The sequence below is a fragment of the Bradyrhizobium sp. DOA1 genome, from assembly GCF_001593325.1.
Classification (GTDB): Bacteria; Pseudomonadota; Alphaproteobacteria; order Rhizobiales; family Xanthobacteraceae; genus Bradyrhizobium.
Window position 1 is genome coordinate 2,500,581 of sequence record NZ_JXJM01000001.1, and the last position, 25,089, is coordinate 2,525,669.

Below are 25,089 nucleotides of genomic sequence, written 5' to 3' on the forward strand. Positions count from 1 at the left end.
TCACTCGGCAGCGATAGCCGATGCGGACGCTGCTGTCTTCCCCTGGCGGCGCGGATCGCCATCTTCGTTTAGACGCGTCTCGGGAAGGGCGATCAGGCCGATGACCGCGCCGATCGCCGCCACGGCACCGAGCGTGATGAAGGCTGTGCTGTAACCGGCGCCGACCACGATGAGTCCTGCCAGTGTCGTCGATAGCGCCGCGCCGATGCTCTGGGCGGTGATGACCGCACCCTGCGCGACGTTGAAGCGGCCGGTGTTGCGCATGATGTCGGCGACGATGACGGGAAAGATGGCCCCGAAAATGCCGGCACCGACGCCATCGAGAAGCTGCACGCCGACCAACCAGAACGGATTGTCGGAGAGAGTATAGAGCGCGCCGCGGATCGGCAGGATCAACAATGCGGCCAGGAAGAAGCGCTTGTGGCCCCAGCTGTCCGCCCGTGCGCCGACCAGCATTGCGAACGGCACCATCACGACTTGCGCGGCGACGATGCAGGCCGACATCAGGCTGGTGCCGATGTTCTTGTCCTGGAGCGCGAGCTTTTGCCCGACCAGCGGCAGCATGGCGGCATTGGAAAGGTGGAAGAGCAGCACGCAGATCGCGAAGACGAGCAGGGGTCGGCAGGTCAGAAGCACGCCAAGGCCCGAGGGCTGCTCGCGTTGGATGTCGCCATCGGCATCGTGCAGCCCGCGCGCGAGATCGTGATCGATCGCCTGTTGGGGAATCGTCAGGATGCTGACGAGGCTCGCGACCGCCATGGCACTTAGAAGGTAGAACACGACGGTCGGGCCGAACCAATAGGCGGAGAGGCCGGCAATGACCGCCGCGACGGCGTTGCCGGCGTGGTTGAAAGTCTCGTTGCGGCCGATGCGGCGGGTGAATGCGGCATGGCCGAAGATGCCCAGCGAGACGGCGGCGATCGCCGGCGGAAAGACAACGGCGGCGGCCTGCGCGATTCCTTGCGAGATTGCGACCGGCAGGAAGCTCGGAAACAGCGGCAATGAGAGCGAGGCGAGCGTCACCAGAACCGCAGAAACGACCATCACGAGCTGCTTCGCCCGCGTGGCGTCGACCAGCGCTCCGGCCGGCGTCTGCGCCACGATCCCCGCGATGGTCGCGATGGACATCACGATGCCGATGCGGGCCTCGTTCCAGTGCTGCTCGGTGAGAAGATAGATGGCCAGATAGGGGCCGAGCCCGTCGCGGACGTCGGCGAGGAAGAAGTTGGCTGCATCCAGCGCGCGGCCCGCCTGCCTTGTCTGAGGCGCGCTTGTCCGGGACGACGGCGGAGGAGGATTCACCTTGCGACCGCCAGCTTCTCCGTGATCGCCTTGCGCAGGATGCGGGACAGCGACTCCACGGAATATGGCTTCTGGATCAGCTCGAAGCCGCGGTGGGCGTTCTCGGCGAGCACGTTGCTGTAGCCGCTGGTGAGCACGACCGGCAGGCCCGGATAGCGCTCGCGGATGATGCCGGCGAGCTCGACGCCGTTCATGCCGGGCATGATGACGTCGGAGAATACCAGGTCGACGGCGAACTCGTTCTCGCCGAGGATGGTCAGCGCTGCATGGGCGTTGGCGACGCGGCGGACGACATAGCCGAGATCCTCCAGGAGCTCGGTGGAGAAGCGGCCGACCTCGTCGTCGTCCTCGACCACGAGGACGCGATAGCCGCGCCCGGTCGTCGCGGCCTCGTGAGTCAGCGCTGCAACTTCCTTGGCGGTCGCGGGACTTTGCGCTTGCGGCAGGTAGATGGTGAATGTGGCACCCTGGCCTCGGGCGCTCGTCACCGCGATGTCGCCCTCGGACTGCTTTGCGAAGCCGAAAGCCTGACTGAGGCCGAGTCCGGTGCCCTTGCCGACCTCCTTGGTGGTGAAGAAGGGTTCGAAGATCGACTCGAGATGTTCCGGCGCGATGCCGCTGCCGGTGTCTGCGACCGAGATGGCGACGTAGTCGCCACTACGCGCCGACTGGGCGCGCAGGCTCGGAATACCCTGGATCTTGCGCACCGCGATGACGAGACGGCCTTCGCCATTCATGGCATCGCGGGCATTGACGGCAAGGTTGATCAGCGCAGTCTCGAACTGAGCAATGTCTGCCACCGTAAAGCAGTCGGCATCGTCGATCCCGACGACGATCTCGATGCGGCCGCCGACCAGCGGCCGGACCAATTGCGCGACGCCCTCGACCTGACTGCCGACATTGAAGATCTGCGGCTTGAGCGGCTGCCGCCGTGCGAAAGCCAGAAGCTGTGCCGTCAGCTTGGAGGCGCGCTCGACCGTCTCCGAGATTGCGTCGACATAGCGGCGGCGGCGCTCCTCCGGCAGCTCGCGGCGGCGCAGGAAGTCGGTTGCCGAGCGGATGATGGTGAGGAGGTTGTTGAAATCGTGCGCGACACCGCCGGTGAGCTGGCCGATCGCCTCCATCTTCTGCGACTGCCGCAGCGCTTCCTCGCCGCGACGGCGTTCGGTGATGTCGACGGCCTCGGGCACTGCTCCGGTGATGTGGCCGTGGCGGTCGAGCACGGGGCGCATGCCGAAGTCGAAATCGCGCTCGCCGATGGGGAGGCGCAGCCGCATCTCCAGCCGCACCGCTTCGCCCTTGAGCACGGTGTCGAAGGCCTCGCGCACCAGCGCGCCCATGCCATCCGTTGCGCTGAACCAGGGGGTCTCCCACAACGGCTTGCCGATTACGTCCGAAGAGCGCGCGTTGATGCCGGCCAGCGCCGTCTTGTTGGCGTAGACCAGCTCGCCCCTGAGATTGACGAGGCCTTGATACTGGTTGCTGGTCTCCAGGATCGCGCGCAGCCGCGCCTCGTTGGCTTCGAGCTCGGCGGTGCGCTGGGCGATGCGTTCCTCCAGCGTCTCGTTGAGCTGCCGGAGCTCGATCTCGGCCTGCTTGGCGACCGTGATGTCGTGCGCGACGCCGATGAAGCCGATGTGCTTGCCGGTGGGATCCCAGCGCGGCTGCGATTCCGAGCGCAGCCAGCGCCATTCGCCGCTGGCGTTCTTGTAGCGCGCTTCCAGCACGAACGGCTTCAGCGAGGCTTCGCCCTGAACGGATTGCTGGAGCACATGCGGCAGGTCGTCCGGGTGCAGGACCTTGCGCCAGTCGAAGTCGATGGCCTCATCATAGGGCAGGCCGACGAAATCGACATAGGCCTGGTTGGCGAAAGAGCGCTTGCGATCGAGCTTGGTCACCCAGATCGGCACCGGCGCGCTGTCGGCGATCAGCCGGAAGCGCTCCTCGCTCTCGCGCAGCGTCTCGCGCGCGAGGGCCTGGTCGGTCATGTCGATATGGGCGCCGACGAGCCGGATGGCGCGGCCGTCCTTGTCCCGCTCGATCTTGGCGACGACGCGGATCCAGCGGGTCTCGCCGTCATTGGGGCGGATGATGCGGTATTCGGCGGTGTAGTCTTCGCTCGTTCCGGCGAGAGCATCGAAGAAATGCCTGACGGTCGCATCGCGATCCTCGGGATGGATGCGATTGACCCAGTCCTCGTGCGACTCGTCGGCAGCCTCGGGCGGCAGGCCATGGATCATCAGATATTCGGGCGAGCGGCGGTTCTTGAAGCCTTCGCGGAAGTCGACCTCGACGCCGCCGACCTTGCCGATGCGTTGGATGCGCGCGAGCTCGGCCTCGCGCTCCTGAAGCGCGCGATAAGCGTTATCACGCTCGCGCGCGACGTCTTCGAGGTGCTGGCGCAGCCTTTCGGCGGCAATGGTTTCGGGCAAGGGATCGTTCAAGGCATCGGCCGTTGTCATGCGGTTGCGCACGCGCCGAACCTATATTCACACAGACGGAGCGTGATGGCCATCGATTAGAGGGGGATACGAAGGGAAAGGCGCCGCCGAACGAGTGATGCGGGTATGAACGAAACGCCGAGTCTGGCATTTTGTTCCTGACATTGGAACGATGCACCGGCGGAGGCGTCTTTGCGAGGCACCGGACTCTCGCCCCATGAGGCTCCTTGCCAAAGAGGATAAATCTTGAAGCTATTTGTCTGCCAGGCCTGCGGCAACGTTCTGTATTTCGAGAACCGCGCCTGCGAACGCTGCGGCCACCGGGTCGCCTTCCTCCCCGAGAAGGAGACGATGTCGGCGATCGAGCCCGACGGGGAGGGCTGGACGACGCTGGCCGACAAGGGCAGGCGCCGCATGCTCTGCCGCAATGCCGAGTACGATGCCTGCAACTGGCTGACGGATGCGGCCGACAGCACGGGCTATTGCCGTGCCTGCCGTCACAACGGCATTGTGCCGGACCTGTCCGACCCGGCCCAGCTCGCCGGCTGGCGCGAGCTGGAGGTGGCGAAGCACCGGCTGTTCTATTCCCTGATCCGCTGGAAGCTGCCGCTCCAAACCCGGCAGGAGAACGCGGAGCATGGGTTGATCTTCAATTTCCTCGCCGACGACCCGCACAGCGGAGAGAAGGTCATGACCGGCCACGACAACGGCCTGATCACGATCGCGCTCACCGAGGCCGACGACATCGAGCGCGAGCGGCGCAGACTCGAGATGGGCGAGCCCTACCGCACGCTGCTCGGTCATTTCCGCCACGAGGTCGGACATTATTTCTGGGACGTGCTGGTGCGCGACGGCGGCAAGCTGGAGGAATGCCGCGCCGTGTTCGGCGACGATTCCGCCGATTACGGCCAAGCCCTGCAGCGCCATTATGCCGAGGGGGCGCCGCCGGATTGGCAGCAGACTTACGTCTCGGCCTACGCCACCACGCACCCCTGGGAAGACTTCGCCGAGACCTGGGCGCACTATCTCCACATCGTCGACACGCTGGAGATGGCTGCCGAGTTCGGCATGGAGGTCCGTCCCAAGGTCGACCGCGACGGGGAGTTGACGGCACGCATTCGTTTCAATCCCTATGAGACCAGGGACGTCCAGGCGCTTATCGACGCATGGCTGCCCTTCACCTTCGCCATGAACAGCGTCAACCGCGCCATGGGCCTGCGTGACCTCTATCCCTTCATCCTGTCGCCGGCCGTGATCGCCAAATTGGGCTTTGTTCATAGCCTCGTTCGGGACGTCGCCAAGCCCGGCAAGCCATAGGCGGCCCCAAGGCCCGCTGCCCCCTTTCTAAGCCGGCTTCGGTCTTGCGCTGGTACGCCAGAACGGGGCGGATTTAGACCGTTGCCTCCGGCCCATTTTGATGTACCACGGGAGCCACACGGCCCGTCCCAAAGGCCCCAACGGCCAGGGAAGGGTCCCGCCCAAGGTCGAGACTCAAGAAAAGCATGTTCAAACGCATTCTGATCGCCAATCGCGGCGAAATCGCCTGCCGGGTCATCAAGACCGCTCGCCGCATGGGAATTCAGACCGTCGCAGTCTATTCCGAAGCCGACCGCGATGCCCTCCATGTGGAGATGGCCGACGAGGCCGTGCTGATCGGCCCTCCCGCCGCGGCCGAGAGCTATCTGGTGATCGAGAAGATCGTCGAGGCCTGCCGCAAGACGGGCGCCGAGGCCGTGCATCCCGGCTACGGCTTCCTGTCAGAGCGCGAGGCATTTCCGCGCGCGCTGGAGGCGGCCGGCATCGTCTTCATCGGCCCCAATCCGGGCGCGATCGCGGCGATGGGCGACAAGATCGAATCCAAGAAGGCGGCGGCCAAGGCCAAGGTCTCGACCGTGCCGGGCCACCTCGGCGTCATCGAGGACGACAAGCACGCGGTCCGCATCGCCGACGAGATCGGCTATCCCGTCATGATCAAGGCCTCCGCCGGCGGCGGCGGCAAGGGCATGCGCATCGCCCATTCCAAGGCCGAGGTCGCCGAAGGCTTCAACCTCGCCAAGGCCGAGGCCAAGGCCTCGTTCGGCGATGACCGCGTCTTCGTCGAGAAGTTCATCGTCGATCCCCGCCATATCGAGATCCAGGTGCTCGGCGACAAGCACGGCAACGTGATCTATCTCGGCGAGCGCGAATGCTCGATCCAGCGCCGCAACCAGAAGGTCATCGAAGAGGCGCCGTCGCCGCTGCTCGATGAGGAAACTCGCCGCAAGATGGGCGAGCAAGCCGTCGCGCTGGCCAAGGCCGTGAACTACGATTCCGCCGGCACCGTCGAGTTCGTCGCAGGCCAGGACAAGAGCTTCTACTTCCTTGAGATGAACACGCGTCTCCAGGTCGAGCATCCCGTGACCGAGCTCGTCACCGGCATCGATCTCGTCGAGCAGATGATCCGGGTGGCCGCCGGCGAGAAGCTTGCCATCAGCCAGAAGGACGTCACGTTGACCGGCTGGGCGGTGGAGTCGCGCCTCTACGCCGAAGATCCGTTCCGCAACTTCCTGCCCTCGATCGGGCGCCTGGTGAAATACCGCCCGCCGGCGGAAGCCAGCCAGGATGGCATCACGGTGCGCAACGACACCGGCGTGCAGGAGGGCGGCGAGATCTCGATCCACTACGATCCGATGATTGCCAAGCTGGTCACGCATGCGCCGTCGCGCGCCGCAGCGATCGAGGCGCAGGCGACCGCGCTGGATTCGTTCTACGTTGACGGCATCCGCCACAATATCCCGTTCCTGTCCGCGCTGATGCATCATCCGCGCTGGCGCGAGGGCCGGCTCTCGACCGGCTTCATCGCCGAGGAATTCCCCAAGGGCTTTGCGGTGCGCGTGCCCGAGGGTGAGGTCGCTCGGCGGATCGCCGCGGTCGGCGCTGCAATCGATCACGTGCTCGGCGAACGCAAGCGGCAGATTTCGGGCCAGATGGGCGGCCGCATCGTGCAGCGCGAGCGCCGCCGCGCGGTCTGGCTCGACCGGCAGGAGATCCTGCTCGAGGTCGCACGCGAGGGCGAGGCGATCGCGATCCGCTTCATCGATGCCGACGGCAAGGCCGGCAATGCGCATCTGTTGCAGTCGCCATGGAAGCCGGGCGACCCGGTCTGGCAGGGCACCATCGACGGCCATTTCGTCGCCGTGCAAACCCGCCCCATCGCGAACGGCATCCGTCTCGCCCATCAGGGCGTCGAGGTGCCGGTCTATGTCTGGACCGAGGCTGAAGCGGCCTCGGCCCGCTTGATGCCGGTGACGACGGCCTCCGATACCGGCAAGAAGCTGCTTTGCCCGATGCCCGGCCTTGTGGTCTCGATCGCGGTGACGGAAGGGCAGGAGGTCAAGGCCGGCGAGACCCTTGCGGTGGTCGAAGCCATGAAGATGCAGAACGTGCTGCGCGCCGAGCAGGACGGCACGGTGAAGAAGATCCACGCCAGTGCCGGCGCGACGCTCGCGGTGGACGCGCTGATTTTGGAGTTTGCGTAAAGGTGTGAGTGGGACGGGGCTTTCTGCCCGCAACCACCGTCATTGCGAGGAGCTCTTCGCGACGAAGCAATCCAGTCTGTCTCTGCGGATGCATTTCTGGATTGCGTCGCTTCGCTCGCAATGACGGAGTATGCTGAGGCCTCCGTGACCTAACTGAGACAGCACCATGGCCTTTCGTTCCCGCCGCGAGAAACTTCGCTTCATCCTGTCGGGCGAAACTTGCGTCCATCCCGGCTCGGTCTACGACGCCATCTCGATCCGCATTGCCGAGGATCTCGGCTTTCCGCTCGGCATGTTCGGGGGATCGGTGGCCTCGCTGGCCGTGCTCGGCGATCCCGATGTCACGCTGATCACGCTCACCGAGCTTGCCGAGCAGATGCGCCGGATGTCGCGCGCCTCCGCGCTTCCGGTCCTGGTCGATGCCGATCACGGCTATGGCAATGCGCTGAACGTGCGGCGCACGGTGCAGGAGCTGGAGACGGCGGGGGCCGCCGGCCTCACCATCGAGGACACGCTGCTGCCGGCGGCGTTCGGCGAGACGAAGGTGCAGCTGATCACGCTCGAGGAAGGCGTCGGCAAGATGAAGGCGGCGCTCGATGCCCGCAACGATCCCTCGCTGGTCGTCATGGGGCGTACGGGTGCTGCCGCGATCACTTCGGTCGAGGATGCGATCCGCCGTGCGCAGGCCTATGAGGCGACCGGTGTCGATGCGCTGTTCTTCACCGGCATCAAGGCGCGCGCGGAGCTCGAGGCCATCACATCCGCCACCCGCCTTCCAATCGTGCTCGGCGGCGCGCCGGACGAACTGAACGCGCTCGACTATCTCAGGGCTCAACGCGTGCGCATCGCGCTCCAGGGCCATGCGCCGATCGCGGCTGCAATCCAGGCCGTCTATGAGACTCAGAAAGCGCTGCGTGAAGGCACGGCGCCGAAAGCGCTGAAGGGATTGGCATCGGCGGAGCTGACGAACCGCGTCATGCGCGAGACCGACGTGAGGGCGCGTAGCGCCGATTTTCTCGGGCTGAAGACATGAGCCGGGCGATCCTCCAGGTCATGATCCGCGGCCGCGTGCAGGGTGTCGGCTACCGCGCCTGGGTCGAATACCAGGCGACCGCGAGCAGCCTCGAAGGCTGGGTCCGCAACCGCCGCGACGGCAGCGTCGAAGCGCTGTTCGCAGGCCCGCCGAACCATGTTGCCGACATGGTCGCACTGTGCCGCCACGGCCCGCCGTCCTCGCGCGTCGACAGCGTGACGAGCGAGACGGCGAGTGTCGATGAGCTGAACTTGCGCCGGACCGGGGAAGCGTTCTCGGTGTTGCCGACGGTGTAGCTGCGCCGTTGCGGGTGAGGGGTGAGCCGAAGAGCCATCACCTTGGCAGCTTGGCGATGGCTTCGCTGAGCTCGTGGATCTCGTAAGGTTTGCGCAGGATCGGGAAATCGCCGCGCACGCCGGCGGCGACCTCGCTGTAGCCGGTGGCGAGCAGGATGGGCAGGCCGGGGCGGATCTGGCGCAGGTGCTGGGCGAGGCTGAGCCCGTCCATCTTTCCGGGCATGACGATGTCCGAGAACACGAAGTCGACGCCGTTCTTCTCGATCTCGAGCAACGCGGCCTCGGCATCGGCCACGCGGCGCACGCTGTAGCCGAGCTGTTCCAAGAGGCCGACGCTCACGGATGCGACGTCGGGATTGTCTTCGACCAGCAGCACCGTGCCGCTGCCGCGGAACGACGCCTCTCCGGTCGTCTCCCGCGCCGGCGCCTTGTCGGCCCGCGGCAGGAGGATGGTGAAGGTGGTCCCCTTGCCGAGCTCGCTGGCGACCTTGATCGTGCCGCCGGCCTGATGGGCAAAGCCATGCACCTGGGAGAGGCCGAGGCCGGTGCCTTTTCCGATCGGCTTGGTGGTGAAGAACGGCTCGAAGATCTTGTCGAGGACGTCACCGGGAATACCGAGACCGGTATCGGCGACATCGATCGCAACGAAGTCACCGGCGAGGGGAGCCTCATCGAGCATGATGTTGCGCGCGCCGATCGTCACCGTGCCGCCGTCGGGCATCGCGTCGCGGGCATTGATGACGAGGTTGAGTAGCGCGGTCTCGAGTTCGGAGACGTCGGTCCTGACCGGCCAGAGGTCGCCGCTGATGTCGAAGGCGAGGCGCACGGAGCTGCCGACGCCGGCATCGAGCACCTCGCGGATCGCCGTGATGCGCTCGGCGAAGTCGATCGCCTGCGGATTGACGCTCTGCCGCCGCGCGAAGGTGAGGAGCTGGTTGGTCAACGCCGCGCCGCGCTTGGTGGCGGTGTCGATGGCCGAGATCGCGCGCTGAAGCTTGGCCTCGTCGTTGCCTCCTCGCTTCAGCATGTGGAGGCTGCCGCTAATGATCATCAGCAGATTGTTGAAGTCATGGGCGACCCCGCCGGTGAGCTGGCCGAGCGCATCGAACTTTTGGGATTCGGCGAGCTGCTTCTGCATCGCCTCGAGCTTGAGCTGCGTGTTGCGGCGTTCGGTGATGTCGCGCGTGATCTTGGCGAAGCCGACCAGCTGGCCGTCCTCGTAGATCGGATCGATGACCACGCTCGCCCAGAAGAACGTGCCGTCCTTGCGGACCCGCCAGCCTTCCTCCTCGTAGCGGCCCTTTTCGCGGGCAATGCCGAGGGCCCGTGCGGGCTTTCCGTTGGCGCGGTCGGTCTCGGTGTAGAAGCGGGAGAAGTGCTGGCCGAGGATCTCGCCGGGCGAATAGCCCTTGATACGCTCGCCGCCGATGTTCCAGCTCGTGATGGTCCCGGTGGGATCGAGCATGTAGAGGGCGTAGTCCGCAACCCCTTCAACCAACAGCCGGAAACTGCGTTCGCTCTCGAACAAGTCTCTCTGCTGACTGGACTTTTTAACCATTCCGGACCCCGCCTCGACGGGAGCAAACGCTGGAGACGACGGATAGTTCCCCGCCTGGGACATTTTTAGGCAATCGCACGGCGCTCGCAACTCGGCCGCCGCACTTGACATGACGGCGGTATCGTCAGATATTTCTGTTATGACAGAAATAACCGGAAGAAAGAAACTGCCCGCCGCGATCGAACGCTTCATTCTGCATTGGGGCGACATGGGGGACGAGTGGGGCGTCAACCGCTCGGTCAGCCAGATCCACGGGCTGCTCTATCTGGCCGAAGCGCCGATGACGGCCGAGGACATTGCCGACACGCTCGGCATGGCGCGCTCCAATGTCTCGAACTCGCTGAAGGAGTTGCTCGCCTGGAATTTGATCCGGCGCGTGCCGATCCTCGGCGATCGCCGCGACCACTACGAAGCCGAGACCGACATCTTGGAGGTCGCGGCCAGGATCGCGGCGCGCCGCAAGGAACGGGAGATCGATCCGGCGATCACGGCGCTTCGTGCTTGCGTGGCCGATGCTACCGACGATCCCACCATCAGTCCGGTCGCGAGCAAGCGGCTGAAGGAGATGCTCGCCTTCACCGAGCTCGCCGACCACTGGTTCATGCAGATGCTGAAGGTGCCGCGGCCGCGGTTGGTCGCCTTGATGCGGCTTGGCGAGAAGATCGCCAACCTGTTGCCGCTGGGCAAGGCCAAATAGCGTCAAGGAGGGTGCGATGACGTCGGCTCGAATACCAGGCTCCAGCGCATCGACCTCCACGCACACAAAACTCTTCGACGATCGCCGCTTTCGCGCGCTACTGTCGAACGAGGATTGGGGACGCCTGCCTCTCGCGACCTGGCGGCGCTTTTCCAAGCGGGTCGCCGACGGCGACAGCGTCGTCTATGTCGGAATCGTCGATGAGGTCGCGTTCAGCAATCTGGGTTGGTGGTTTGCGCAAGCAGCAAGGCTGATCGGCGGGCCGCTGCCGACCGGTCGCGACATCGGCGTGCCGATGATCGTGACTGTTACCGAGGACGGCGCGACTGGCGGCCAGACCTGGACTCGGATCTGCGCGCGCAAACGCGGCTTTCCTCAAGTGATCCATTCGGCAAAACGCTTCGCGGGCCCGACCGGACTCGAAGAATATGTCGGCTTCGGCGTCTCGATGGCGCTGCATATCGCGGTCGAAGGCGAGACGCTGACCTTCCGCAGCGCCGGTTATGGCTTGCAGCTCGGACGCCTCTGGATCCCACTGCCGCCCTGGCTCACGCCGGGCGATCTCACGGTGACGCACCGCGACCTCGGCGAGGGCGCCTTCCGCTTCACCCTCGATGTCATTCATCCGCGTTACGGCGCGCTGATCCATCAGTCCGCCTTGTTCAGGGAGGCCGAGTCATGACGCCGCTGTTGTGGACGCTCATCGCCATTCAGATCGCGATGGGCGTGTTCGACACCTTCTATCATCATGAATTCACCGAGCGGCTGGCCTGGCGTCCGTCGCAGCGCTTCGAGCTGAAGCTGCACGGCATCCGCAACATGCTCTATGCGCTGCTGTTCCTCGTCCTCGGCTGGCTAGAGGTTTACGGGGTCCTGGCGCTCCTGATCGTCGCGGTGCTGGTCGCCGAGATCGTCATCACGCTGATGGATTTCGTTGAGGAGGATCTGAGCCGCAAGCTGCCCCCGAGCGAGCGGATCAATCACACGCTGCTCGCGATCAACTACGGCGCCATCCTGGTGCGGCTGTTGCCGGTGCTGATCGGATGGGCGATGCAGCCCTTCGGTGCGACCATCGTCTATCAAGGCCTGCTCAGCATCGCCGCGACCGCCTGTGCGATTGGCGCGGCGCTGTGCGGCCTCAGGGACTTTGCGACGATGCGCCGGCTCGGCCGCATGCGAAGCGTTGCCGCGCCCGGGCTCGTGGAGAAGCTCGCCAGTCGAAAGACCGTGCTGATATCAGGCGCTACCGGTTTCATCGGCAGCCGCCTGGCGGCGAGCCTCAGCGGGGCAGGGCACGACGTCATCGCGCTGATCCGTAACCCCGCGAAGGCCGAGATGCTGCCCCCGCCCGTGACGCTGATCACCAGCCTCGATCAGCTCGCCGCGGACACGCAGATCGATGCCATCGTCAACCTCGCCGGTGAGCCGATCGGCAATGGCCTCTGGACCGAGGCGAAGCGCGCGAAGATCATCGGCTCGCGCGTCGACATGACCGGCGAGATCGTCAAGCTGATTGCGCGGCTCGATCGCAAACCCGAGGTGCTGGTCAGCGGCTCCGCGATCGGCTGGTACGGATTGTGGGCCGATCAGGTGCTGACAGAATCGGCGAAATCGCATGCCTGCTTCAGCCATGAGCTGTGTGCAGCCTGGGAGAAGGCGGCGCGGCCGGCGGAGGAGCTCGGCGTCCGCGTGGTCTATTTGCGCATCGGTCTCGTGCTCGGCACCGAAGGCGGCTTCATCACGCGCATGCTGACGCCGTTCGAGTTTGGCCTCGGCGGTCCTCTCGGCACCGGGCGGCAGTGGATGTCCTGGATCGAGCGCGACGATCTGATCCGGCTGATCGCCTATGTGATGGCAACGCCCGATCTCCGCGGTCCCGTCAACGCCACCGCGCCGATTCCCGTGACCAACGCAAAATTCACCGAGGAGCTCGGCCGCTGCCTGCATCGGCCCGCGATATTCCGCATTCCCGGCAGCTTGTTGCGCCGGATCGGTGGCGGCTTTGCCGATGAGCTCCTGCTCGGCGGCCAGCGCGTGCTGCCGAACAAGGCGCTGAGCCGCGGCTTCGTCTTTCGGCACGAGACGCTGCGCAGTGCGTTCGAGGCGATTTTGTAAGGTGAGCGGCCTCAGGCGGCCGCGCTGCGGAACGTCGCCGCCACTGCGCGCAACGCTGCGAGCTTGGCGGGATCGCTGACCTTCGAATGCAGCATCACTTTGGAGCTGCCGAGTTTCGGCAGCTTGTGCGCAGGGCCGATGTCGACCAGCCCCGGAGGCGCGATCCGCCGCGCCAGTGGTGCGACGGCAAGTCCGGCGAGAGCAGCCGCGACGACCGCGGTGACGCCGCCGCCGACGAAGCGCTCGCGCCAGGCGAGGCCGGCCTTGTCGAGCGCGCGCACGGCTACGGCGCGGACGCCGCAGGGCGGGGCGAGCGTCGCGAGCGGCAATGCTTCACCCTTCGGCAGCGTGAAGCGTCGCGCCGCGAACCAACCGAATGCGTCTTCAGTCAGCTTCTCGCCGCCGCGGCGGCTGCTTTCCTGGCGAACGATCACCGCATCGAGGTCACCAGCATCATAGGCGTCCTGCATTTCGCGCGAGAAGCCGATGGTGACGGCGAGGGTCAGGTTCGAGGCCATCGCATGCAGACGTTCGAGCAGGGGCACCAGCTCCGGGCCAGCAGCGTGATCGGAGATGCCGAGCGAGAGCGACTGGGCGGCCGGCGCGTCGCCCGACAGCGCGAGATCGTGTGCCGTCATCAGCGCGCGGGCGCGATCGAGGAACGCGGCCCCATCGGCGGTGAGGCGGACCGCGCGCGGCGAGCGCTCGACGAGGCGCTTCTCCAGCAATGTCTCCAGCCGCTGCAGCTTGAGACTGACGGCAGCCTGCGTCGCCCCGAGCGCTTCGGCGGCTCGGGTGAAACTCTGGAGGTCGGCGACCAGCAGGAATGCCTGGACGGTGGTGATGTCGAGCGTTGCTGTCATTATGAATCATTATCACTGGTATCAAGAGAGATAAGATACCAAAATGACGGCTGGAGGTCTAGTTTCTTCCCAACGCCGCACGCATTGCGCGGCATATCGAGGAGAACGACAATGCCCCTGATCACCGTGTCCTACACCACCTCCCGCCAGTCCGCCTCGCTGAAGGCCGACATCGCGAATGCCGTGTCCGAGCTCACCGCAAAAATCCTGCACAAGGACCCAAAGGTCACCGCCATCATCGTGAAGTCGGTCGAGGCAGGCGACTGGTTCGCCGGTGGCCAATCGCTCGCCGAGCAGCAACTTGCAAGCTACTGGATCGACATCCACGTCACGGAAGGCACCAACACCAAGGACGAGAAGGCGGCCTATCTCGCCGCCATGTTCAAGCGCATGGCCGAGATCCTGGGGCCCTTGCATCCCGAGACCTATCTGCATGTCGACGAGGTCAAGGGCGACGCCTACGGCTTTGGCGGCCTGACCCAGGAGCGGCGCTACATCGCCGGCAAGCTCGAGGTTGCGGTGAAGGCGGCGTGATGTTGCAGGCCGCGGGTGCAATTCACCCGCGGGCTAAATCGGTGGCAAGGCTCGCTCCGAACGGCGCCGAAATGTCAGACCGCAGCTTCCGGCAGCAGCGCGCGGGTCGGCCCGAACAGCTCCTCGAACGCTTGCCGGAGCGCGATATCGACGTCGGCCATGGTGACGAGCTGGCCGAGATCGACCAGCGAGGTGACGCCGTAGCGGGGATCGACGACGCCGCAGGGCACGATGCCGGCGAAATGCGACAGCTCCGGCTCGACATTGATGGCGATGCCGTGGAACGAGACCCAGCGCTTCAGGCGGACGCCGATCGCCGCGATCTTGTCCTCGTGATCGGCGCCCTTGTCGAGCCGCTTCACCCACACGCCGACCCGGTCCTCGCGCCGTTCGCCGCGGACGTTGAAGGCGGCCAGCGTGCGCAGAATCAGCTCCTCCAGGCTGGCGACATAGGCCCGCACGTCCGGCCGGCGGCGCTTGAGGTCCAGCATGATGTAGGCCACCCGCTGGCCCGGACCGTGATAGGTGAGCTGGCCGCCGCGCCCGGTTGTAAAGGTCGGGAATCGAGCATCGAGCAGGTCCGATTCCTTGCCCGAGGTGCCTAATGTGTAGAGCGGCGGATGTTCCAGCAGCCAGACCAGCTCCGGGGCTTCGCCCGCAGCGATCGCCGCGACGCGGGCCTCCATGGCGGCGACGGCCTCCGGATAGGGCACTGGCGCGTCCGAGATTCGCCACTCGACGGGCTCGCCGCCCGCGGCGGAAAACGACGTCAAATCGAGGTCTTGGCGGGGGTTTTCAGGCGAATTAACCATTGGCTAACCATAACGTGGTGATCATCACGGGAGCAAATGCCAAGTCTCTTGGTTCAAGTCTCTTGGCTAAGTCCCTTAGTTGCGGCGGTCCTGACAGTGCCCACTCTCGATAAAGTCACCGTGGATCTCATGGTCGTCCTCGGGACGACCACCATGCCGATCCATCAAGTATTACGTCTTTCCCGCGGCGCCATCATCGAGCTGGACGCAACGGAGGCCGACGAGGTCAAGGTTTTGGCCAACAATCTGCCGGTCGCCTCAGGCGTCGTGCTGGTCGACCGCAACCGCATCGCGGTCGAGGTCAAGCAGATGCTGCCGCGCTCGCCGGGTACGCGGTAGCGACCCGGGTACGCGGTAGCAGCCCGGGCAAGGCCTGAGCTCCCGATAGGGCCGATCCGGGCGGGTGTGAATTCCTGCCAAGCTTGTGGAATTCGGGGTCTTTGCAGGCTTGTATCCCCCTGATGGATTTGTTAGATCGGCGGCCGCTGATCCGGCCAGCCTTCAAGCCTCAGGCCGGCATCTCCTAGCGCTCGTGGCGGAACTGGTAGACGCGCTGCCTTGAGGTGGCAGTGGGTAACACCGTGGGGGTTCGAGTCCCTCCGAGCGCACCAAGCCTTAAAGGCATTGAAATCCCTCAGTTTTTATCTCGCTTGGAATGGGCCAGCCGTGTTCGGTCCTGACCGCGCGCGACGTTCTCTTCCCGGCGCGAAATGGCCTCCGATTCGGGGCGCCGCCTGGTCCGACGATGGCTTGATGAGGAACGGCCATCGCCGGGACGCATTGCCGTCGGGGAGGCCGCCTGTGGCTGACCGTGGGCGGTCCAAGCGGTTGGGTGGAGGACGATGAGAGACAGCGCGTCGGATGTTGCCGAGATCAGGAATGCGGTTCACCTCTGCATCGACATGCAGAACATTTTTGCTCCCGGCGGGCTCTGGGCGACGCCATGGATGGAGCGGGTGCTGCCGACCATCGCCACGATCGTGTCCCGCCATCCCATCAGAACGATCTTCACGCGCTTCATCACGCCGCAGGATCCGGAAGACCGGCCGGGCCAGTGGCAGCGTTATTTCCAGCGCTGGCAACAGGCGACGCGCAGGCAGCTTGCGCCCGCCGCACTCGAATTGGTGCCGGCCCTGAACAAGTTCGTTCCTCCGGCGGCTGTGATCGACAAGCCGGCGTATTCTGCGTTCAGCAATCCCGCACTTGCGAGCCTGCTGATCGAGAAGAAGGTCGGCACGGTTGTGATCTCAGGCGCAGAGACCGATGTCTGCGTACTCTCGACGGTGCTGAGCGCGGTCGACCTCGGCTTCAGGATCGTCATCGTCGAGGACGCACTGTGCAGCTCGTCCGATGTCGGGCACGATGCGCTTATGACGATGTACCGCACCCGCTTTCACGGCCAGGTCGATCTCGTGACCGCCGAGGAGCTGGAGGAGTTCTGGCGCGAATAGCCGATCGATCAGTTGACGTTGTCGCTCAGCATGTTGCGGACCGCGGCGCGGACCGCGGCAACGCCGCTGACACCTTGCATGAGGGCGATCTCGCCCTGCTGCTCATGACGAATGGCGTGAGCCATGACGCGCAAACGCAGATCGCCGCGGCCGCGCCACATGCCGTCGGCCATCTTGACCGCACCCTTGTGATGGCGCGTCATCGCGTCGACGAAGGCGGCGTCGAACCGCTCCGGTGCGATGGTCCTGATCTGCCGCATCTCGGCTGGCGTCAGCATGCCCGGCATGGTCGCGCGCTCCTCGGTGCTGCAATCCGGCATCTCGGTGTCGAACCAGCTCAGCCACCAGTTCTCGAAGATCCGGTTCTCGCCGGTCTGGCTCGCAATCATCAGCATCGCGAGCTTTCGAAGATGCGGATCCTGCGCGCGCTCCGCACCGATGCGCGCCAGCTCGAGGCCCTGAACGTGATGCGCGGTCATATGGCGGATATAGGTCTGGTCGGCATCCCGGTCGTGGCCCAGCCACCGCGGTTCATAACCGCGGTTGCCGAACAATGCGACGGTTCCGGCCAGCGCGACGGCGGCGAGCGCGCCGGTGATCCACGCATTGGTGAAACGGATGTCCCGCGCCGGCGCGGCGCCGCGCCTCCAGCGCAGCCTCGTGAACAGCGGATACATCACGGCGGATGAGGCGTGCACGAGCAGTCCGATCCAGTAGGGCTGCTGCAGCGTGAACAGCGGTTGCCAGAACGGAAACAGCGGCACCAGCACGAACCATTCCATGCTCGAGGTGAACACCGCCCAGGGCAGCGCGAGCAGCAGGATCGTCAGCGGCCGCAGATCGGCGGTCCAGCGCCCGAGCACGCCGAAGAAGACCAGCGCCCAGGAAAAATCAGCCCATTGGTGGAAGGCGATGCCGGCAAGCGTCGCGCTCCACGACGGCTCGGCGCTGATGGCCCAATCGCGCGCGGGAATGGCGGCGACCGTCATCCAGTCGACCGCCGCATCGCGGCCGATGCGCGCGGCGAAGAGCTGACTGACGATGGTGGAGAAGGTGCTGCTGATCAGGCCGAGCGCGGCTGCGGCCATCCAGCGCGAGCGTCGCCGGGACTTTCCCGGGGGCGACGCGCTGCTGTCGGTGCGCGAGCCTACATCGGGAAGCGCGGGGCGCGCGCCATCGCTCACGTGAGCTGATTGAGCTTCTTCAGCGGGTTGAGCTCGCTGGGCTTATCCTGCTCCTCGCGGCCGCGCTCCGCCTCGGCCTTGCCGTCCTCATGGAGCTCCTGGTCGCCGACAATCTCGCCGACGGCCTGCTTCGCCTTGCCGACGATCCGCTGGCGTAATCCCTTCGTCTTGCTCACGGTTAGGCCTCCATGCCGACGCTGCACCCCCGAGCCTGAAGCGAGCGAGCGTGGGGCGCGGTTTGGTTGATGAGACTCCCCGGCGCGCGGATGGTTCCTTGCGGGATTAGCGGGGGTCGAGCGCGATGATCACGCCTTCATTCCCTCGCAGCAGCAAGGAAGCGTCGGGCAGCGGCTCTGGCGGCCGGTCGAGATGTGTGGACATCAGCAGGCGACCGCGCCCTTGCCAGTGCCATTTCCGCGGTTCAGACGCGATGTTCAGCGCAATCAGCATCTCGCCGCCGCGGCCAATCCGCTTGTAGGCGAGAACGTCATGCTGCGATCGCAGCGGCTCGTACCCGCCCTCGCGCAAACACGCATGCTCGCGCCGCAGCGCCATCAGCGCACGAAACAGCGCCAGGATCGAACGCCCGTCGTGCTGCTGGCCCGCGACGTTGGCCGCGCCATCGGGCGGCTCCAGCGGCAGCCATGGGTCACCCGTGGTGAAGCCGCCGTTCGGGCTGTCGTCCCAGCGCATCGGTGCGCGCTCGGGATCGCGGCAGAGGCCATAGCCCGGCACGAGCTTCTCGAAGGGATCGCGGACGCGGTCGGAGGGAATCGGAACGCGCTTGCGGCCGATCTCGTCGCCCATGGAGAAGAACGGCGTTCCCCGCAGCGTCATCAGCAGCATCGCCAAGATGCGCATCTGCGCCTCGCCGATCTTGCTCGCGATCCGCTGCTTGTCGTGGCCGCCGATCACCCAGACCGGCCAGGCATGTTCGGGAATGGCGTTGAAATACGCATCGATCGTTGCTTGCAGCGACAGCGCATCCCATTGCGAGTCGAGCAGGGCGAAATTGAGCGGCAGATGCAGGCGCGGCCGGTCGTTGCCGTAGAAGTGCCCGATCCGATCGGTCTTGCCCTGGACCTCGCCGCACAGCATCCGGCCGGGATAGCTGTCGATCACCTCGCGGATGAACTCGATGCAGTGCATCGTCTCCGGCCGGTCATCGGTGAAGACGGGCGTGTGGCGTTGCGGCGGCGGCTTGCCTTCGGCTTGCGGGTTCGGCGGATTGTCGCGCAGCAGCGCGTCCTTGATCAGGACCGCGCTGGCATCGACGCGGAAGCCGTCGACGCCGCGGTCGAGCCAGAAGCGCATGGCATCGGCGATCGCGGCGCGCACGGCCGGATTGCGCCAGTTGAGATCGGGCTGCTCGACCAGGAAGGAATGATAGTAATATTGCCGCCGCGCCTCGCACCATTCCCAGGCGCTGCCGCCAAAGCGGCTCAACCAATTGTTGGGCGGGCCACCGTTCTCGGCCGCATCGGCCCAGATGTACCAGTCGGCCTTCGCGCTGTTGGGCGAGCTCGCGCTCTCGACGAACCAAGCGTGATCGTCGGCGGTGTGGTTGGGAACGAGGTCGAGGATGAGGCGGATGTCTGATCGATGCAGCGCTTCGAGGAGGCGATCGAACTCATCGAGGCTGCCGAAGGCAGGATCGATGGAGCAATAGTCGGAGATGTCGTAGCCGAGATCGCGGAACGGGCTCTTGTAGATCGGCGTCAGCCACACCGCGTTGATGCCGAGCCATTTCAGGTAATCGATGCGCGACATCAGCCCGGCAAGGTCTCCCTTGCCGTCGCCGTTTGAGTCCTGGAAGGAGATCAGCGCGATTTCGTAGATGACGGCGGATTGCCACCACGCAGCTTCGTCACGGGACTCGACGCTCATCGTTTTGCTTCACCTCGTTGCTCGTTGCGTGCGCTGCGATCTGCCTTGCCGCGGCCCGGGCGCTCTCGATCCCCTTGGGAAAGCCGCTGCGGGTCGGATAGAGCTTGCGTCGGGCATCGCGCGGCGGACGCCGCGGCTTCGTGTCCTGCGCGGCGCGATAGTCGAGCATGGCGATGCCGCCGACCATCAGCAGCGCCAGCGCGATATTGCCTTTCTTGGGGTTGTCGGCCGTCAACCCCGAGAGCAGCGCGGCGGCATCGAGGCCGTCGCCGCCGACGCGGGCCCACAGGCCGGCATTCTTCTCGACCGAGAGCGACATGATCCCGGCCATGATCTCGCGCACGCCGAAGGTGCGGACCAGCGTCTCGCGGCCTTCCATGCCCAGCGTCTCCGTGACGCGTCGCGGCGCGAACAGCTCGACCATGCCGAGACCGATGCTGAACCAGCCCAGCGCACGTGCGAGCTGGTCTTCCGGCCGCTTCAGGCTCGGCCCGCCCTCGACGATTTTCGGATCGCCCTTGGTGCGCACGATGTTGGAGAAATGAAACATGGCTTGCTCCTTCAGGGCCTCAACACGACCTTGACGCAGGAATCGCGCTTGTCGCGAAACACCTGGTACATCTCTGGTCCCTGCTCGAGTGGGACGGTGTGGGTGATGACGAAGGACGGATCGATCTCGCCTTCCTCGATGCGACGGAGCAAATCGTCGGTCCAGCGATTGACGTGGGTCTGGCCGGTGCGCATCGTCAGGCCCTTGTTCATGAAGGCGCCCATCGGGAGCATGTCGGAGAGGCCGCTATAGACGCCCGGCACGGAAATGATGCCGCCGGGCCGGCAGACATAGATCATCTCGCGCAGCACATGTGGTCGGTCGCTTTCCAGCATCACCATCTGCTTGGCGCGGTCGAGCAGCGTGTCGGGCAGCGAGGCCATCACGTGCGCCTCCATGCCGACGCAATCGATGCACTTCTCGGGTCCCTTGCCGTCGGTCAGCTCCTTCAGCCGTTCGAGCACGCTCTCAGTCTCGAAATTGATCGTTGTGGCGCCGCCGGCTTCCGCCATGCTGAGCCGCTCGGGCAGGCAGTCGATCGCGATCACCTGGTTGGCGCCGAGCAGGATGGCGCTGCGGATCGCCATCTGTCCGACGGGCCCGCAGCCCCAGATCGCGACCGTGTCGGTCGGCTCGATGTCGCATTGCACGGCGGCCTGCCAGCCGGTCGGGAAGATGTCGCTGAGGAACAGCAACTGCTCGTCGGGAATCCCGGGAGGCACCTTGATGTGCGTCGCATCGGCATAAGGCACGCGCAGATATTCGGCCTGGCCGCCGGGATAGCCGCCGGTCAGATGCGTGTAGCCGAACAGGCCGGCGGTGGTGTGCCCGAACACCTTGTCCGCCAGATGCCGCTTTCGGTTGGTGGTCTCACACACGGAAAAATTGCCGCGCTTGCACTGGTCGCATTCGCCGCAAATGATCGTGAAGGGTACAACCACGCGGTCGCCCTTCTTCAGCTTGCCATTGACGCCGGAGCCGACCTCGACCACTTCGCCCATGGTCTCGTGGCCCATGATGTCGCCGGGCAGCATGCCCGGGATGAAGTTATGAAAGAGGTGGAGGTCGGATCCGCAGATGGCGCAACTCGTGACCTTGATGATGGCATCGCGGGGGTCCTGGATTTCAGGATCGGTGACGGTGTCGCACCTGATATCCTCCTTGCCGTGCCAGACCAGCGCCTTCATCTTCATCCTCCGGGGCTCAACCACGTGGCATCTAAGTCCAGGAATGAACGATGGTTGCTATCGGCGCGCGCAAATTCTTCGCACTGCACCGGATGACGCAAATAGGAACGAGAGAGCGGGGCAGCGATTGGGCGTCATCAACTCAATCGCGAGGATACAACCATGGCCGCCAATCAACTCGCCGTCGTCACCGGCGCCTCCACCGGGATCGGCCTGGAGCTCGCCAGATGCTGTGCCCAGGCAGGTTTCAACCTCGTCATTGCAGCCGACGAGCCGCGAATCGAGCGGGTGGCGGTTGATCTGCGCCGGATCGGCGTCAGCGTGGAGCCGGTCGAGGCCGATCTCGCCACCACCGAAGGCGTCGACAAGCTCTGCGCCACGGTCGGCGATCGGCCGATCGAAGCGCTGCTCGCCAATGCGGGCGTGGGCCTCGGCAAAGCCTTCCTCGATCAGGATTTTCAGCGCATCAGGCACCTCGTCGACACCAACATCACCGGCACGCTCTATCTGATCCACCGCGTCGGCAACGAGATGCTCCGCCGCAATGCGGGCCGCATCCTGATCACGGGCTCGATCGCCGGTTTCACGCCGGGCAGTTTCCAGGCGGTCTACAACGCCTCGAAGGCGTTTCTGGATTCATTCTCGTTCGCGCTCCGCGAGGAGTTGCGCGACAGCAGCGTCACCGTCACCTGCCTGATGCCGGGCGCCACCGAGACCGAATTCTTCCGCCGGGCCGACATGATGGACACCAAGGTCGGCACCGAACCGAAGGACGGCGCTTATGACGTCGCCAAGGCCGGCTTCGATGCAATGCTGCGCGGCGAGGCCGATATCGTCACCGGCCTGAAGAACAAGATCCAGACCACGGTCGCGAACGTCACGCCAAATGAAATGCTCGCCAAGCAGCACCGCAAGATGGCCGAGCCGGGCACGGCTAAGACGTGAGTCGATCTCGTTGCAATCTGCATGATGCGACATGTCTCAACGCGGCGAAATGACAAGACGCAGACGCCGATTCACATAGCCTAATGCGCAGCTGCCCCGAAGCGGTCAAATTGTCCTGGCTGGAAACAACAGGGGGCTGCTGTGGCGATGGATCGCATCGAACAGGCCTTTATCGCGACCGCTATCACGGGTTTCCTCGTGATGATGGCGGCAATCGTCTGGATGATGATGACCTGATGCGGGGAGGTTGCCGTCTTGCGTATCGCGCTACCTTACGCCGCAGTCGTCCTCTGCGTCGCGGTGACCGCCTGGCTCGCCTTTGCGCATCTGTTCTGATCCTCGATTAGACGCAATCGGCAAAGTCAGTGCTCGCAGCTTTCCCCTGGCCGTCCTGGTGCCTCCGCTTGCCGCGCTCTTGCGCCATCTCACACATGCGTTGCCGGCTCACAAGGTGATCGCTGGTGCGCAGCAGTGCCATCGCCTCGCGAACCAGTTCGTGTGAACGGCTCAGCAATTTCTTGTCGGCGGTGGTGTCAGTCGCATAGATCATTGCTTGTTCCTTCTATCTCATGATGGCGGCGAAGGAACACGCCTCGTTGCGTGTCAGATCCTAGGGCTGGCCATGAGCGCAGCAAGCTTCTGCGCCATTGCCGGAAGATCGATCGGCTTTTCCAGAAGCGGGATGTCCTCGAATTCAGGACCGACAGTGATCTTGTCGTATCCCGTGGTGAATACGAAAGGCACGCCGCGTGCCTTCAACTCGCGGGCGATGGGGAAGATCATATCATCGCGGATATTTACATCGAGCACCGCGGCATCCAGGACGCTGCCGTCATGCAGGATCTTGAGTGCGTCGTCGAGATGACCGGCGGGACCGGCGATCTCTGCGCCTAGCGCGCGGAATGCCTTGCCGATGTCGTCGGCGAGGAAATATTCGTCCTCGACCACGAAGATGCGACGGCCCCTCAATTGGGCGTCTTGACCTGACCGGGTAGGGGATCTCGCCATGGCCTCCAGCCTTCGCTTCAAGCCTACAGGAACATAAGACGGCGCCCCGCCTTGGTGCAAACTGCAAACGATGCAATTAAAGGCGGGTTCCATGAGCAACCGCGACATCATTGTCATCGGCGGCTCCGCCGGAGCGACTGCGCCACTCAAGCAGATTTTGAGCCGTTTGCCGCCGGACCTGCCGGCCGCCATTTTCGTCGTCCTGCATATCCCTGCGCAGGGCATCGGCATCCTTACGACCGTGGCCAGTAGTGCGGGGCCGCTCCCAGTGCGCCAGGCCGAGAACGGGATGAAGATCGAGCCTGGCCAGGTCTATCTCGGTGCGCCGGACCACCATCTGCTCGTGACGGAGGATCGCGTTTTCCTTGGGCGCGGGCCGCGTGAAAATTTGGTGCGGCCGGCGATCGACGCGTTATTCCGCTCGGCCGCCCTTTATCACGGGCCGCGCGTGATTGGAGTCCTTCTCAGCGGGCTGTTGTCGGACGGCGCGGCAGGCCTCAATGCCATCAAGCGGTGCGGCGGGATGGCGGTGGTGCAGGATCCCGCGGATGCCATTTCCGATGAAATGCCGCGGCGCGCCATGGAGGCGACCACGATCGACCTCTGCGTTCCCGGTCTTACCATGGGCGATGTCCTGTCCGAGCTGGTCAGGGAGCAGGCCGGGGCCGCGCTGCCGATTCCGCCCGAGATCAGACTTGAGGTCGAGATTGCGGCCGGCGAACGGATCGGCAGCGACAAGCTCACGTCGGTGGGAGATCCCGTCGCGCTGACCTGTCCTGCCTGCGGCGGGGTGCTGTCGGAAGTCAAGGATGCGCGCCCGATGCGCTTCCGCTGCCAGGTTGGGCATGGATTTACCGCCGACGTCCTCGCCAAGGAGCAGGAAGGGCGGGTTGACGAAGCCCTGCGCGTCGCGCTGCGCATCATCGAGGAGCGTGCCGAGCTGGTGCACCGCATGGCGGCAGACGGCCGGCGCAGCGGCCGGCCTGCGGTCGCCCAGATGTATGAGAGCCGGGCCGTCGAGTATCGTGAATATGCCGACATGATCCGCCGGGTCGTGCTAAAGTCGCTCGATGCTCCGCTTCGCGAGCCGGACGGTTGAGAGCTTCGCCATGGCCATCTCTTCTCTCGAATGGACCGAACAGCTCGATTTCGAGTGCCGCCAGTTGATCAAGGCTGACCGCGATATCGAGGAGGGGTGGCAGCGCATCCGGGACCAGGAGGACCGGATCCGTGAACTCAGCGCGGGCGGTCACGACGCGCGCCAGGCGCTACGGCTGGTCGACGTGCTCAAGCAGACCCTGACGGAATGGCAGCGCCATCGCGTGCTGATCGAGCAGCGCATTGCCTATCTTCAAGGCCAAATCGGTCCGAACTGATCGGGCGGGCCAAGGATGGCCGCCTGAACTCTGCGCCGAGCTCGAACAGACAGTCGAGCTGCCGCTCGGCGTAGCGACGCAAGCGATCGTTCTCGTGAAGCAGCCGGCGAGCATTCGCCGTGGCGTCCTCGGCTCGCCTGATCAAGGCTGCCAGTTCTTCCGACGTCGGCATCGCGGGTGTCCTGCCTCGCCCAATTATGGACCGTCCACCGCTTATTGACAACGCCGCCCGTCGGATGGAACGGAAACCGACATTTATGCCTTTCATCTGTTGGGATAGCATCGATTTCTGCTATTTGCGGTGAGCCGGCCGGCGCCGGTTACCGCCACTG

25 protein-coding genes and 1 tRNA gene are annotated in these 25,089 nt (G+C 65.0%); 14 read left to right on the top strand and 12 right to left on the bottom strand.

Going from position 1 to position 25,089, the window contains the following annotated elements:
* Positions 1-1,302 carry an MFS transporter gene (locus SE91_RS11815; RefSeq protein ID WP_061847723.1) on the bottom strand — a complete coding sequence of 434 codons (1,302 nt, stop codon included), beginning with the start codon at positions 1,300-1,302 and terminating at the stop codon, positions 1-3.
* Positions 1,299-3,776 (bottom strand): PAS domain-containing hybrid sensor histidine kinase/response regulator, encoded by a 2,478-nt coding sequence (locus tag SE91_RS11820; protein ID WP_061847724.1) that lies wholly within the window; start codon positions 3,774-3,776, stop codon positions 1,299-1,301. The genes SE91_RS11815 and SE91_RS11820 overlap by 4 nt, the downstream gene beginning before the upstream one ends.
* 213 nt (positions 3,777-3,989) lie before the next feature.
* Here SE91_RS11820 and SE91_RS11825 point away from each other — a divergent pair, with 213 nt between their 5' ends.
* From SE91_RS11825 to SE91_RS11840, 4 genes are all read left to right on the top strand, one after another.
* Positions 3,990-5,060, top strand: coding sequence for a zinc-binding metallopeptidase family protein (locus SE91_RS11825; protein WP_061847725.1), 1,071 nt, complete (start codon positions 3,990-3,992; stop codon positions 5,058-5,060).
* A 185-nt stretch (positions 5,061-5,245) separates the two neighbouring features.
* Positions 5,246-7,261, top strand: coding sequence for an acetyl-CoA carboxylase biotin carboxylase subunit (locus tag SE91_RS11830; RefSeq protein WP_061847726.1), 2,016 nt, complete (start codon positions 5,246-5,248; stop codon positions 7,259-7,261).
* 166 nt (positions 7,262-7,427) lie between these two features.
* Positions 7,428-8,294: an isocitrate lyase/PEP mutase family protein gene (locus SE91_RS11835; RefSeq protein ID WP_061847727.1), complete on the top strand. Its 867-nt coding sequence runs from the start codon at positions 7,428-7,430 to the stop codon at positions 8,292-8,294.
* Complete coding sequence (locus tag SE91_RS11840) at positions 8,291-8,590, top strand: acylphosphatase (RefSeq protein ID WP_008548851.1); 300 nt, start codon at positions 8,291-8,293, stop codon at positions 8,588-8,590. Before SE91_RS11835 ends, SE91_RS11840 begins: the two co-directional genes overlap by 4 nt.
* A gap of 37 nt (positions 8,591-8,627) precedes the next feature.
* On the opposite strand, the gene SE91_RS11845 is transcribed toward SE91_RS11840, so the two are convergent.
* A complete protein-coding gene (locus SE91_RS11845; RefSeq protein WP_061847728.1) occupies positions 8,628-10,148 on the bottom strand; it encodes a PAS domain-containing hybrid sensor histidine kinase/response regulator family protein in 1,521 nt (506 codons plus the stop codon).
* 139 nt (positions 10,149-10,287) lie between these two features.
* Here SE91_RS11845 and SE91_RS11850 point away from each other — a divergent pair, with 139 nt between their 5' ends.
* The 3 genes from SE91_RS11850 to SE91_RS11860 are packed head-to-tail and all read left to right on the top strand — an operon-like array spanning position 10,288 to position 12,960.
* Positions 10,288-10,845, top strand: coding sequence for a GbsR/MarR family transcriptional regulator (locus SE91_RS11850; protein ID WP_061847729.1), 558 nt, complete (start codon positions 10,288-10,290; stop codon positions 10,843-10,845).
* 16 nt (positions 10,846-10,861) lie between these two features.
* Entirely contained in the window at positions 10,862-11,527 is a 666-nt protein-coding gene (locus SE91_RS11855) for a DUF4166 domain-containing protein (RefSeq protein WP_061847730.1), read from the top strand.
* Positions 11,524-12,960 carry a TIGR01777 family oxidoreductase gene (locus tag SE91_RS11860; RefSeq protein WP_061847731.1) on the top strand — a complete coding sequence of 479 codons (1,437 nt, stop codon included), beginning with the start codon at positions 11,524-11,526 and terminating at the stop codon, positions 12,958-12,960. Before SE91_RS11855 ends, SE91_RS11860 begins: the two co-directional genes overlap by 4 nt.
* An 11-nt stretch (positions 12,961-12,971) precedes the next feature.
* On the opposite strand, the gene SE91_RS11865 is transcribed toward SE91_RS11860, so the two are convergent.
* Positions 12,972-13,823 (bottom strand): LysR family transcriptional regulator, encoded by an 852-nt coding sequence (locus SE91_RS11865; RefSeq protein WP_061847732.1) that lies wholly within the window; start codon positions 13,821-13,823, stop codon positions 12,972-12,974.
* A gap of 111 nt (positions 13,824-13,934) precedes the next feature.
* On the opposite strand from SE91_RS11865, the gene SE91_RS11870 reads away from it, so the two are divergent.
* Complete coding sequence (locus tag SE91_RS11870) at positions 13,935-14,357, top strand: tautomerase family protein (protein ID WP_061847733.1); 423 nt, start codon at positions 13,935-13,937, stop codon at positions 14,355-14,357.
* Between the two features lie 74 nt (positions 14,358-14,431).
* Here SE91_RS11870 and lipB read toward each other — a convergent pair whose 3' ends face one another.
* On the bottom strand, positions 14,432-15,169 hold the full coding sequence (gene lipB, locus SE91_RS11875; protein ID WP_061847734.1) for a lipoyl(octanoyl) transferase LipB: 738 nt from the start codon (positions 15,167-15,169) through the stop codon (positions 14,432-14,434).
* Positions 15,170-15,265: 96 nt separating this feature from the next.
* Here lipB and SE91_RS11880 point away from each other — a divergent pair, with 96 nt between their 5' ends.
* From SE91_RS11880 to SE91_RS11890, 3 genes are all read left to right on the top strand, one after another.
* Positions 15,266-15,508: a FliM/FliN family flagellar motor switch protein gene (locus SE91_RS11880; protein ID WP_018647371.1), complete on the top strand. Its 243-nt coding sequence runs from the start codon at positions 15,266-15,268 to the stop codon at positions 15,506-15,508.
* Positions 15,509-15,695: 187 nt separating this feature from the next.
* Positions 15,696-15,780, top strand: a tRNA-Leu gene (locus SE91_RS11885).
* Between the two features lie 231 nt (positions 15,781-16,011).
* The gene (locus SE91_RS11890; RefSeq protein ID WP_061847735.1) at positions 16,012-16,620 is read left to right on the top strand and encodes a cysteine hydrolase family protein; all 609 of its coding nucleotides are present in this window, start codon (positions 16,012-16,014) and stop codon (positions 16,618-16,620) included.
* Positions 16,621-16,628: 8 nt separating this feature from the next.
* Here SE91_RS11890 and SE91_RS11895 read toward each other — a convergent pair whose 3' ends face one another.
* From SE91_RS11895 to SE91_RS11915, 5 genes are all read right to left on the bottom strand, one after another.
* A complete protein-coding gene (locus SE91_RS11895) occupies positions 16,629-17,708 on the bottom strand; it encodes a DUF305 domain-containing protein (RefSeq protein ID WP_061847736.1) in 1,080 nt (359 codons plus the stop codon).
* A gap of 92 nt (positions 17,709-17,800) precedes the next feature.
* Positions 17,801-17,980 carry a hypothetical protein gene (locus SE91_RS11900; protein ID WP_061847737.1) on the bottom strand — a complete coding sequence of 60 codons (180 nt, stop codon included), beginning with the start codon at positions 17,978-17,980 and terminating at the stop codon, positions 17,801-17,803.
* 106 nt (positions 17,981-18,086) lie between these two features.
* Positions 18,087-19,691, bottom strand: a complete 1,605-nt coding sequence (locus SE91_RS11905; protein ID WP_061847738.1) for an alpha-amylase family glycosyl hydrolase — start codon at positions 19,689-19,691, stop codon at positions 18,087-18,089.
* Positions 19,672-20,241: a hypothetical protein gene (locus tag SE91_RS11910; RefSeq protein WP_061847739.1), complete on the bottom strand. Its 570-nt coding sequence runs from the start codon at positions 20,239-20,241 to the stop codon at positions 19,672-19,674. Before SE91_RS11910 ends, SE91_RS11905 begins: the two co-directional genes overlap by 20 nt.
* Positions 20,242-20,252: 11 nt before the next feature.
* Complete coding sequence (locus SE91_RS11915; protein WP_060736315.1) at positions 20,253-21,428, bottom strand: zinc-dependent alcohol dehydrogenase; 1,176 nt, start codon at positions 21,426-21,428, stop codon at positions 20,253-20,255.
* 162 nt (positions 21,429-21,590) lie between these two features.
* Between SE91_RS11915 and SE91_RS11920 the strand changes: the two genes are divergently transcribed.
* Positions 21,591-22,373, top strand: coding sequence for an SDR family NAD(P)-dependent oxidoreductase (locus SE91_RS11920; protein WP_061847740.1), 783 nt, complete (start codon positions 21,591-21,593; stop codon positions 22,371-22,373).
* Between the two features lie 343 nt (positions 22,374-22,716).
* Here the strand turns inward: SE91_RS11920 and SE91_RS11925 are convergent, their stop codons facing one another.
* Positions 22,717-22,923: a hypothetical protein gene (locus SE91_RS11925; RefSeq protein WP_061847741.1), complete on the bottom strand. Its 207-nt coding sequence runs from the start codon at positions 22,921-22,923 to the stop codon at positions 22,717-22,719.
* Positions 22,924-22,976: 53 nt separating this feature from the next.
* On the bottom strand, positions 22,977-23,381 hold the full coding sequence (locus SE91_RS11930; RefSeq protein WP_061847742.1) for a response regulator: 405 nt from the start codon (positions 23,379-23,381) through the stop codon (positions 22,977-22,979).
* Positions 23,382-23,472: 91 nt separating this feature from the next.
* On the opposite strand from SE91_RS11930, the gene SE91_RS11935 reads away from it, so the two are divergent.
* Together SE91_RS11935 and SE91_RS11940 are read left to right on the top strand one after the other, a co-directional pair.
* Complete coding sequence (locus SE91_RS11935) at positions 23,473-24,480, top strand: chemotaxis protein CheB (RefSeq protein WP_061847743.1); 1,008 nt, start codon at positions 23,473-23,475, stop codon at positions 24,478-24,480.
* On the top strand, positions 24,452-24,757 hold the full coding sequence (locus tag SE91_RS11940) for a hypothetical protein (RefSeq protein ID WP_245318435.1): 306 nt from the start codon (positions 24,452-24,454) through the stop codon (positions 24,755-24,757). The genes SE91_RS11935 and SE91_RS11940 overlap by 29 nt, the downstream gene beginning before the upstream one ends.
* Positions 24,758-25,089 lie beyond the last annotated feature (332 nt).